The organism is Sulfitobacter sp. M05 (assembly GCF_029285175.1).
GTDB lineage: Bacteria > Pseudomonadota > Alphaproteobacteria > Rhodobacterales > Rhodobacteraceae > Sulfitobacter.
This window is the reverse complement of record NZ_JABEDH010000001.1, coordinates 425,717-435,707: the sequence shown is the minus strand read 5'-3', so window position 1 is coordinate 435,707 and position 9,991 is coordinate 425,717. Positions and strand designations below refer to the sequence as shown.

General features: G+C 56.7%; 8 protein-coding genes. 6 read left to right on the top strand and 2 right to left on the bottom strand.

Annotated elements, in window-relative coordinates:
• Positions 1-101 precede the first annotated feature (101 nt).
• Together HKX44_RS02120 and HKX44_RS02115 are read right to left on the bottom strand one after the other, a co-directional pair.
• Positions 102-455, bottom strand: a complete 354-nt coding sequence (locus HKX44_RS02120) for a VOC family protein (RefSeq protein ID WP_276149651.1) — start codon at positions 453-455, stop codon at positions 102-104.
• A gap of 24 nt (positions 456-479) precedes the next feature.
• Positions 480-1,322, bottom strand: coding sequence for a DMT family transporter (locus HKX44_RS02115; protein ID WP_276149650.1), 843 nt, complete (start codon positions 1,320-1,322; stop codon positions 480-482).
• A gap of 471 nt (positions 1,323-1,793) precedes the next feature.
• Between HKX44_RS02115 and HKX44_RS02110 the strand changes: the two genes are divergently transcribed.
• The 6 genes from HKX44_RS02110 to HKX44_RS02085 all read left to right on the top strand — a co-directional run bounded on the left by HKX44_RS02110 (position 1,794) and on the right by HKX44_RS02085 (position 9,932).
• Positions 1,794-3,347 carry an alkaline phosphatase family protein gene (locus HKX44_RS02110; protein ID WP_276149649.1) on the top strand — a complete coding sequence of 518 codons (1,554 nt, stop codon included), beginning with the start codon at positions 1,794-1,796 and terminating at the stop codon, positions 3,345-3,347.
• Positions 3,348-3,641: 294 nt separating this feature from the next.
• Entirely contained in the window at positions 3,642-5,681 is a 2,040-nt protein-coding gene (locus tag HKX44_RS02105; protein WP_276149648.1) for an ABC transporter substrate-binding protein, read from the top strand.
• Positions 5,682-5,790: 109 nt separating this feature from the next.
• Positions 5,791-6,795 carry an ABC transporter permease gene (locus HKX44_RS02100; RefSeq protein ID WP_276149647.1) on the top strand — a complete coding sequence of 335 codons (1,005 nt, stop codon included), beginning with the start codon at positions 5,791-5,793 and terminating at the stop codon, positions 6,793-6,795.
• A gap of 4 nt (positions 6,796-6,799) precedes the next feature.
• Positions 6,800-7,942, top strand: a complete 1,143-nt coding sequence (locus HKX44_RS02095; RefSeq protein ID WP_276149646.1) for an ABC transporter permease — start codon at positions 6,800-6,802, stop codon at positions 7,940-7,942.
• Entirely contained in the window at positions 7,939-8,940 is a 1,002-nt protein-coding gene (locus tag HKX44_RS02090) for an ABC transporter ATP-binding protein (protein ID WP_276149645.1), read from the top strand. Before HKX44_RS02095 ends, HKX44_RS02090 begins: the two co-directional genes overlap by 4 nt.
• The gene (locus HKX44_RS02085) at positions 8,937-9,932 is read left to right on the top strand and encodes an oligopeptide/dipeptide ABC transporter ATP-binding protein (RefSeq protein ID WP_276149644.1); all 996 of its coding nucleotides are present in this window, start codon (positions 8,937-8,939) and stop codon (positions 9,930-9,932) included. Before HKX44_RS02090 ends, HKX44_RS02085 begins: the two co-directional genes overlap by 4 nt.
• The last annotated feature ends 59 nt before the right edge of the window (positions 9,933-9,991 follow it).

The following is a 9,991-nucleotide window of genomic DNA, read 5'->3' as shown; positions in this document are numbered from 1 at the left end:
TGCTTATCCACAAGGGTCTAGCGTGAAGCTGTGGTCAAGCGCAAATAATCAATATGTGAATGGCGGCTTTCCCCGCTTTTCACCGTAAAACCTATGTAGATTCAGCCGGTGTGCATCAACACATTCAGCAATTTTCCCGCCGGGTCATAGAGGTAGAAACGGCGCAGGTTCCACGGTTCGTCTGTCAGGGGATATTGCACCTGATGGCCCAGTGATCTGGCGCGGGCGTATACCGCATCGACATCATCCACTTCGATCGACAGGTCAGGCACAGGCGTGCCGGAACCGCCTTCGCTGGCAAAACTAATCTGCACCGGAGCCACTTCGCCCGAGCTTAAGGTTGCGATCCACCCCATATCCATCACCACTTCAAGGTCAAACAGGTCAGCGTAAAACCGCTGAACCTCTTGGACCGACGGGGTGGCGACATTGGCGACAATGCGTTTCACGGTCATATACAGCGCTCCTCTGGTTCTGGCCTAGCCAGCGTTCAATCCGATCATGGCAATGCCCAGCGCCATCAGCATGGCCGCCGTCAACCGCCGTGCCAGATTGCCTTCCTTTAACAGAAAATACCCGATCAACGTGGCAAAGATAACCGAGGTTTCGCGCAAGGCGGAAACCGCACCCAGCGGTGCAAAATTTTTGGCATAAAGCACCAAACCATAGGCAATCATCGAGACAGCCCCCCCCGCAAGCCCAATGATCCAGACCTTGATCGGCAGGTCCGCCAATCCATCGCGCCCGTTCCAACCTGCAAAACCGGCGATGAATAGATGCAGGAACGCCCCCCACGCCCAATAGGAAAGCGTGTCACCGGACAAACGCACGCCGATGCCGTCGACCACCGAATAGACCGAGATGCACAGCCCCGTACAAAGCGACAGGTTTAGGGCAGTCGCCCCGACACCAGAACGAAGCGCACGCCAGTTGCTGAGAATAATGCCGGTGACAATCAGCGCGATGCCCCCCCAAACGGCTGCGGGCAGGACCTCGCCCAGCAGCAGGAACGCCCAGAGCGACACCAGCGCAGGCACAACGCCACGTGCGATCGGATAGACCACGCCAAGATCCCCATGGGCATAGGCGCGGCCCAGAAAATAGTAATACCCCCAATGCACGACGGTCGATATCACGATGTAGGGCATACTTTGCATATTCGGCAAAGGCAGCAGCACAATCATTACCGCAGCCGGCAGCACCTGCCCCAAGGCGACCAACCCCAACATGGTGGTGCGGTCGGCAGCGGTTTTGACAATGGCGTTCCAGACTGCATGCAGCAGGGCGGCGCTCAGGATTACAGCGATGATGGGCGCAGACATCGGCACCTTTCTGGATCAAGGGCCGCAAAACTGGCCCGTCAGGGTCGGGACCCCGTAAATTCACCCCACCCTAGGGTCAGGCCCCATTAAGCCTTTATCGTCAGCGGCAATTCCACGAAATTTCAATGGTTTGGGCCGCGCCGTCAATAGTGTCTATTTGTAAGCGATCCGAGACGCTGAAATGAAGTGAAATTGCCGCCCTGCGGGTCTGCCGGATTTTGCCGCTTCCCATTGCCCGACAGGGCATTGCGCAGCAGTGTCCCGAGAGGGGATTTCTGCACAGATATTCCTTGTTAGCGAAAAAATCGGGCAAACTGACGGCACAGGCTTAAGGGGTCCTGACCCTAGGCCGATTGTCCGGTTTCGTCATCGCGCCATCTGTATAGCGGGGCGGGTTTATCGACATGGCCCTTTTCAGAACCCCTGTTTTGGGCGTTACCTGAAACCCTGTCGTCTGAAAGGATTCGCCCCATGTCCCGCGCCAAGAACGTCTTGTTCATTGTCATTGACCAACTGCGGGCCGATTGCATCTTTGGTGCGCTCGCGGATCACGTACAAACGCCAAATCTAACGGCACTGATGGCAGACGCTGTTACCTTCACACGGCATTTTTCCGTGGTGAACCCCTGCGGCCCGTCGCGGGCATCCCTGCTGACCGGGCAATATGCGATGAACCACCGGTCAGTGCGCAATGGCACACCACTACGCCATGACACCCTCAATGTGGCGACCCAAATGCGCAAGGCCGGTTACCTGCCGATGCTGTTCGGCTATACAGACACGGCGCAAGACCCGCGTGCTTATCACCCTGATGACCCGGCTCTGCGCAGCTATGAATACCCGATGAACGGCTTTCACGAAGTGGTCGAAATGCGTTTTGAGATGTCATTTCCCTGGCGCTCGCACCTGATCAATCAAGGCTATGATTTTGACACCTATGCGGAGGTCTATAAACCTGTGGCCCCCGAAGGACGCAGCCCCCGCACCAATGACCCCGCACTATATCGGGCCGAGGACAGCGACACCGCCTTTCTGACCAACCGCTTTCTTGAGGTGATGCCCGCCTACAGCGCGGCCAGCTGGTTTGCACATCTGACCTATATCAGGCCGCACCCGCCGCTTGTCGCCCCCGCGCCCTATAACGACATGTATGATCCCGACACCCTGCCCCTGCCAACGCGGCTGGCAACACCGGAAGAGGAAACAGCAAACCATCCGTTCTTTGGTCCGACAATTGCCGCGAAAACCCCAGCAGGAAATGTTGTCGGCTTTGACGGTCTGGCGACAACGGACACGAATATCCAGACGCTGCGGGCGCTTTATCTGGGGTTAATCACCGAAGTGGACCACCACATCGGACGGGTTGTGCAGTTCCTCAAGGACAGCGGACAATATGACGACACCCTGCTGATCGTAACGGCGGATCATGGGGAAATGCTGGGGGATCACCATAGCTGGAGCAAGTTCACCGTACATGATGCGGCGTTTCACACGCCCCTGATTATCCGCCAGCCGGATAACGCCGCCCGCGCCGGTGCGGTGGTGAAGCAGCCGGTAGAGACCATCGACATCACCCCCACGATCCTTGACTGGGTTGGTCAGGAGGTGCCCAATTCAATGGATGGCCGGTCTTTGTTGTCGCTGCTGGCGGGTGATGTCCCCGAAGACTGGCGCGACGCGTCTTTCTCGGAACTGGACTTTTCAGAACCTCTGTCGCCAACCCTCTGGGAACGCTCTCTGAAGACAGGCCCCGTCGATTCATCCCTGTGCATTCTAAGAGAAGACCGGTTCACGCTGGTTGAGTTTGCCGCCGACCTGCCACCGATCCTTTATGACCATGAGGGCGACGGCGAAGCGCGCAATGTCGCCAGCCATCCCACCTATCAAACCGAGTTGAACCGCCTTGGCCGCAAGATGCTTCGCCATCGAATGAGAAATGCGGATCAGACCCTGGCCCTGCATAGTATCACACCGGATGGTCCCCAAATCCTGCCCCGGCACCCCCGCAAATCACGTGAAAAATAGAATCCGTTGACTTCATTCTGATAATATTAACTACTGTTTCCATCTACTGGGGAAATTCATATCACACTTTGCGCGAACATCTGGCAACGGGTGTCTTAGCCGCAATGACTGCATTTGCGATGCGGCACGTCCCGCGTTCAAGCGGCGGTCTGACCGTGAAATTTACGTCACAAAACCATTACACCTCCCCGTTAGCTCCATCCTGCCATCCCCGTTTCGGAGGATGATGCACAAGGGCACAAAGCCCAAAGACCCAGTCACGCGCACAGCGTGATGTCCAACAAGGAGACACCGATGAGGAAGATACTTTTATCCAGCGCGGCTTTGATGGCGATGGGGGGCACTGCGATGGCCTCTTGTCCGGCTGTCACCGTGGCAGACCCGATGGGCGTTGCCGCTGGCGCATTCCCACAGCAATACGAGCTGGCCGAGTTCCAGAGTGCTGCCAATTGCACGATGGAAATGTCGCAAAACCCCGACATCGCCGCGATGAATGCCAAAATCCGTGGCAATCCCGAGATGCCCGCCCTGGCGGATCGTCTGCCCAGTGAACCGCTGGTTGTTGCCCCTTACGAGATGATTGGCAAGTACGGTGGCATGTTCAATGCCCTGTCCAATGCCACAGAGGCCGGCACCTCCGACTTTATGTCGGTGCGCCATGTAAACCTCGTGCGCTATGCGGACGATCTGACCACCATCGTGCCGAATGTCGCCAAAAGCTGGTCATGGAATGACGACTTCACACAGCTGACCTTTGTGCTGCGCGAAGGGCATAAATGGTCCGATGGCCAGCCCTTCACTGCTGAAGATGTTGAATTCTGGTATGAAAACCTTGCGTTGGACCCCAAGGTCATCGAAAGCCCCAAGGATTACGTTCTGGCGGGCGGTGAACCGATGACGGTTGACGTGATTGACCCGCTGACCGTGCGGTTCAACATGCCTGTGCCCAAGCCCGGCTTCCTTGCACATTTTGCAAACCACTATGCCCAAGGCTTCCAGCCCAAACACTTCATTGGCCAATACCACCCCGCCATCAACCCTGATGCAGACACCCTTGCACAGTCACTGGGTTTTGAAGACGGCTATGCGCTGGTCAAAGCCTATTACGGCAGCTCTGACTGGATGGATACGCCAACCCCGATGCTGGCCCATCCTGACAAGGTTGGCGACTTACCCCTTGACGCGGCACCAACTCTGGAAAGCCACATCGTCACCTCCGAGACCACCGAGGGGCGCACATTTGTCGCCAACCCCTATTACTTCAAGGTCGACACCGCAGGGAACCAGCTGCCCTATATCAACGAGATGGACGAGATTTTCGTTGGCGAAAGCGAAGTGCGCCTGCTGAAACTGGTCAACGGTGAAGTGGACTACAAGGCACAGGCTTTGCAGATCGACTATGTGCCGCTTTTGATGGAAAATCAGGAAAAGGCCGGCTTTGTTGTTGATCTGAAACCCGACATCACTATGCCGACCTTCGCCTTTAACGTAACCTCGGAAGACCTTGAGAAACGTAAGGTTTTTGGTGATCTGAAGTTCCGTCAGGCAATGTCGGTTGCGATGAACCGCGATGAAATCAACGAGGTTGCGATGTTTGGCCTGGGCACCCCCCAGCAATATGTCGGCTTTTCACCCACCCCTGATTTTGTAGATCCCAAATGGGAACAGCATTTCGCACAATATGATCCAGAGCTGGCGAAATCCCTGTTGGATGAAATCGGCGTTGTCGACAAAGACGGCGACGGTATGCGCGAATTGCCAAACGGTGATCCGCTGGTCCTGAACCTGCAAGTTGCCACGCAGGGCATCTCGATCAAGATCGTTGAACTGGTTGGTCAGACATGGCGCGACGTGGGCATCAACAACACGGTGAAAGAGGTAACATCAGATGAATACCGTTCGTCGCAATCCTCAAACCAGCTGGACGTAACCCTGTGGGAAAAATCCGTACCACTGGCGGTTGTTCTGGGCAACGGTGAAATCTTTATCCCGCCCTATGACAACTACTTCAACATGCGCACCGCGATGCTTTGGGGGGAATGGGTCGACAGCAACGGTGCATCCGGTGTTGAGCCACCAGCCTATGCCAAGCAGATGATGGATGACATCAAGGTGTTTCAGGCGGCACAGGTCGGCACACCCGAATCCGACGCCGCCGGTCAGAAGCTGGTCGAAACCATGACCAGCAATCTGTTGTTCATCGGCACGGTAAAAGAGCAAAAGCCGATCTACCGCAATGCGGCCCTCAAGAACGTACCACAGTTCAAAACCGCGTCTTACGCCTATTACCGGACCTATCCTTACCGTCCGGCCCAGTGGTTCTTGGACGAATAAACGCCGCTGCGCGTGACGAATGCGTTGCGGGCTGGATTACCGGCCCGCAACACACCAACAAAAAGCGGGCCCGAAACGGGCCGCATCTGCTGCGGGGGGCGCAGAACGCATGGTTCAGTTTCTAAGATTTGCCGGCATTCGCGCGGTCCTTGCCTTTTTCACGCTTTGCCTTGTTTCCTTTATCGTATTTTCACTGATGGAGCTGGTGCCCGGCGATTGCGCCGAACGCTACCTTGCCTTTAAGAACTCGCAGGGTGCGCAGATTTCCGTTGCCGATATCGAAGCCGAACGCATCCGCCTTGGCCTTGACCGCCCGTTTTTTGAACGCTGGGTGAAATGGATCTTCGGGGCCTTTCAGGGCGAGTTTGGCGACAGTTGTATCCTGCGCCTGAACATCAACCAATTGTTGGGCCAGAAAGTATGGTTGAGCATTGGCATCTGCCTTGGCTCCCTGCTTCTTGCCTATCTCATCGCGATCCCGGTCGGCATCATCGCCGCCACATCGCGCAATCCGTTTCTGAACAATGGCCTGCGGCTGGTCAGCTATCTTGGCCTCGCGCTGCCGAACTTTCTGCTGGCGCTGATGATCATGCTGTTTTCAACGGTGTTCTTTGGCAACAGCCTGACCGGTCTGTTTTCGCCGGAGTTTCGGGATGCTCCGTGGGACTGGCCCAGGATCAAGGATTTTCTCAGCCATGTCTGGCTGCCGGTGTTTATCCTTGGCTGGTCAGCAACCGCCTTTGCAATACAGACGGTGCGCGCCCTGATGTCGGATGAAATCAGCAAGCTTTATGTCACCGCCGCCGCCGCGCGCGGGGTCTCGGGGCGGCGGCTGTTGCTGCGCTATCCCGCCCGCCATGCGCTGAGCCCGATCATCAATTCGCTTGGATTTGATCTGAACCGCATTTTCAATGAACTGCCCATCGTTGCCCTGATCCTGACCTTGACCGAAGCGGGTTCCCTGTTGATCGAGGCCCTTGCGCGGTCCAATGACCAACAGTTGGCCGGCGCGATCATCTTTTTCCTGACCGCCAGCATCGTGGCCATCAATTTTATCACCGACATCACGCTGGCCCTTGTCGACCCCCGCATCCGCCGCAGCATATTGGGATAAAGAGATGACAGAGACAAATATCTACGACGCTGCCGTCGACCAATCTGCCAAGGACGCCTATTTCACCGCGGGTCAGGGACAGCTGATCTGGGCGCGTTTCAAGAAACAAAAAGCCGCAATGGTTGGGGCATGGGTCTTAGTGATCCTGATCCTATCGGGCATCTTTGCCCCTTTCCTGACGCCCTATGACCCGACAATTGCAGGGCGCGACAAGGACTATCTGAATGGTGCCCCGACCGTCCCGAAATTTTGCGATGACAACGGGTGTTCACTGCGCCCCTTCCTTTATGCCGTAGAGCGGGAACGCTCTATCGCGACGAATTTCCGCTGGGTGACCAAGGTCAATACAGATGAACGCCGATATGTGCAGTTCTTCGTGGAAGGGTCTGAATACGAGTTGTTTTTCATGACCTTTGACACGCATCTGTTCGGGTTGGACGAGGGCTATATCCATCTGTTTGGCACGGATTCCACCGGCAAGGACATTTTTTCGCGCACCTTTCATGCCATCAACACGTCGCTGGCAGTAGGGACGATTGGCGTGTTGATTGCCTTTGTGCTGGCACTGATCATTGGCGGGATATCGGGATTTTACGGCGGCTGGATCGACTCCTTTATACAAATGGTGACCGACGCGGTGCGCACCATTCCCGCGATCCCGTTATTTATGGCGCTGGCCGCCTTCATCCCAGACACCTGGAGCGCCGAGGAAAGGTTCTTCTTCATCTCGGTTATCCTAGGCTTCATCGGCTGGCCCACCCTTGCCCGGCGGGTACGCACGCATCTGCTGACCGAACGCAATCAGGAATACGTGCTGGCCGCACAGCTTTGCGGGGCGTCGTCAGGCCATGTGATCCGCAAACACCTGTTACCCAGTTTCACCAGCTATATCATCGTCGATCTGGTGATTTCCTTTCCCTATATGGTGCTGTCCGAAACCGCGCTTAGCTTTATCGGCCTGGGCCTCAAAGACCCGGTGAACTCCCTCGGCGTGATGCTGCAAAACGTGACCAGCGCGGATGTCCTGCTGAATTATCAATGGTATTTCATTCCTGTGATTTTCTTCATCGTGCTTGTGATGGCCTTTGTTTTTGTCGGCGACGGGCTGCGCGACGCTGCTGACCCCTACGGAGACACCAAGAAATGAGCCGCTTGATTGATGTTGAGAACCTGACCCTGCAATTTGATACCGACGAAGGGCGCATCACCGCGGTGGACAATGTATCTTTCAGCCTTGAAGCCGGTGAGGTGATGGGGTTGGTCGGGGAGTCCGGGTCGGGCAAATCCGTGACCGCGAAATCGCTGATGAAGCTGAACCCGCGCAATGCGGTCTATGGGCCGGATACCAAAATCACCCTGCATCTGGATGACGGGCCAATCGATGTGATGTCGCTGCAAAACGACACCGAGATGAAGATAGTGCGCGGCGGGGCAATTTCGCTGATTTTTCAAGAGCCAATGGCAAGCTTTGCGCCCGCGATTTCGATCGGGGAACAAATGGTCGAACAGCTGATGATCCACACCAATTTCTCCAAGGCGCAAGCCAAAGAAGTATCCGTCGAAATGTTGGATCGTGTCGGCATTTCAGATCCGTCCACACGTTTCGGGCAATATGCCTTTGAACTTTCGGGCGGTATGCGGCAACGCGCGATGATCGCCATGGCTCTGTCCACCAAACCGAGGTTGCTGATTGCCGATGAACCGACAACAGCGCTGGATGTCACCATTCAGGCGCAGGTCATCGACCTGATGAAAGACCTTGTCAGCGAATTTGGCATGGGCATTATCTTTATCACCCACGACCTTGGGGTGATCGCGCAGACCGCGGATAAAGTGGCGGTGATGTATCTGGGCAAACTGGTCGAACAAGGCACGGTGCGCGATGTGATCCGTCGCCCCGCCCATCCCTATACCCGTGGCTTGCTGGCCGCCCTGCCGACACTGGATGACATTGATGCGCCGCTGACGCCAATCCCCGGAGATATCCCTTCGCCGCTCGAACGCCCTTCTGGCTGTGTCTACAACACCCGCTGTCAGGAGGTGCTGGGCCCACGCTGTTCAGCCGAGGCGCCAAGGTTCAGCCAAGTTGACACTGACCACGCTGCCGCCTGCCATTTGCATGATCCACAAGGGGGCGGCGCATGAGTGACAACCCCCTGATCACGGCGCAGAACCTATCTGTGCATTACCCGCTGCGCGGCGGGCTTATCGGGCCCAAACCCTATGTCGGGGCGGTTGAAAACGTCAGCATCGAAGTGGCCCCGGGCAGTTTCTTTGGCCTTGTCGGGGAATCCGGTTCGGGCAAGACCACCTTGGGCCGTGCCATGCTGCGCGCCGCACCGATTTCCAAAGGCGATGTGTTGTTTGACGATGGCGAGGTCGCCTATTCCCTGAAAAACCTCGGCAAGAAAGAGCTGAAGGATTACCGGTCGCGGGCGCAACTGATCTTTCAGGACCCCTACGCTGCGCTCAGCCCGCGCATGACTGTGCGCGATATCATTGCCGAACCGCTTGAGGTGATGGGGCTGACCAAAACACGTGCGGAAACCGATGAGCGTGTCCGTGAAATTGCCGCCAAATGCCGCCTGAACGTGGAACACCTGCGCCGTTTTCCACATGCGTTTTCCGGTGGCCAGCGCCAGCGGATTTCGATTGCCCGCGCCCTTGTTTCGGCACCAAAATTCATCGTGGCGGACGAAAGTGTTGCCGCCCTTGACGTGTCGATTCAGGCCGACGTGCTGAACCTGCTCAAGGCGATCCAGCAGGACATGGGCCTGACCTTTCTGTTCATCAGTCACGATCTGAGCGTCGTTGCCCATGTCTGTGACCATGTGGCGGTGATGTATCTGGGCCGCTTGGTAGAGACCGCCCCCACACGCGCGCTGTTTTCCGCCCCACGCCATCCCTATACCCAAGCCCTGCTGTCGGCGATCCCGTCACTGGATCCAGATGATCGAGGCAAGGCACAGAAGCTTGAGGGTGAAATCCCCTCGCCGACCAACCCGCCCCCGGGATGCAAATTCCAGACCCGCTGTCCTATGGCGATTGATCGTTGTCGGGTTGAGGAGCCGCTGCTGGAAACTGCCGGCCCCGAACACAATGTCGCCTGCCACCGCTGGAAAGAACTTGCCATGTGACGCCGCGCGCGGGCCCGTCCCTTTCGGTTGCACGCCGGCGGTGCCCATATAAAGATGGG

What these genes read in the sequence shown, in the direction of transcription:
- HKX44_RS02115 (WP_276149650.1), bottom strand. Translation starts at nt 1,322, where the DNA reads ATGTCTGCGCCCATCATCGCTGTAATCCTGAGCGCCGCCCTGCTGCAT.
- HKX44_RS02105 (WP_276149648.1), top strand. Translation starts at nt 3,642, where the DNA reads ATGAGGAAGATACTTTTATCCAGCGCGGCTTTGATGGCGATGGGGGGC.
- HKX44_RS02100 (WP_276149647.1), top strand. Translation starts at nt 5,791, where the DNA reads ATGGTTCAGTTTCTAAGATTTGCCGGCATTCGCGCGGTCCTTGCCTTT.
- HKX44_RS02110 (WP_276149649.1), top strand. Translation starts at nt 1,794, where the DNA reads ATGTCCCGCGCCAAGAACGTCTTGTTCATTGTCATTGACCAACTGCGG.
- HKX44_RS02090 (WP_276149645.1), top strand. Translation starts at nt 7,939, where the DNA reads ATGAGCCGCTTGATTGATGTTGAGAACCTGACCCTGCAATTTGATACC.
- HKX44_RS02120 (WP_276149651.1), bottom strand. Translation starts at nt 455, where the DNA reads ATGACCGTGAAACGCATTGTCGCCAATGTCGCCACCCCGTCGGTCCAA.
- HKX44_RS02085 (WP_276149644.1), top strand. Translation starts at nt 8,937, where the DNA reads ATGAGTGACAACCCCCTGATCACGGCGCAGAACCTATCTGTGCATTAC.
- HKX44_RS02095 (WP_276149646.1), top strand. Translation starts at nt 6,800, where the DNA reads ATGACAGAGACAAATATCTACGACGCTGCCGTCGACCAATCTGCCAAG.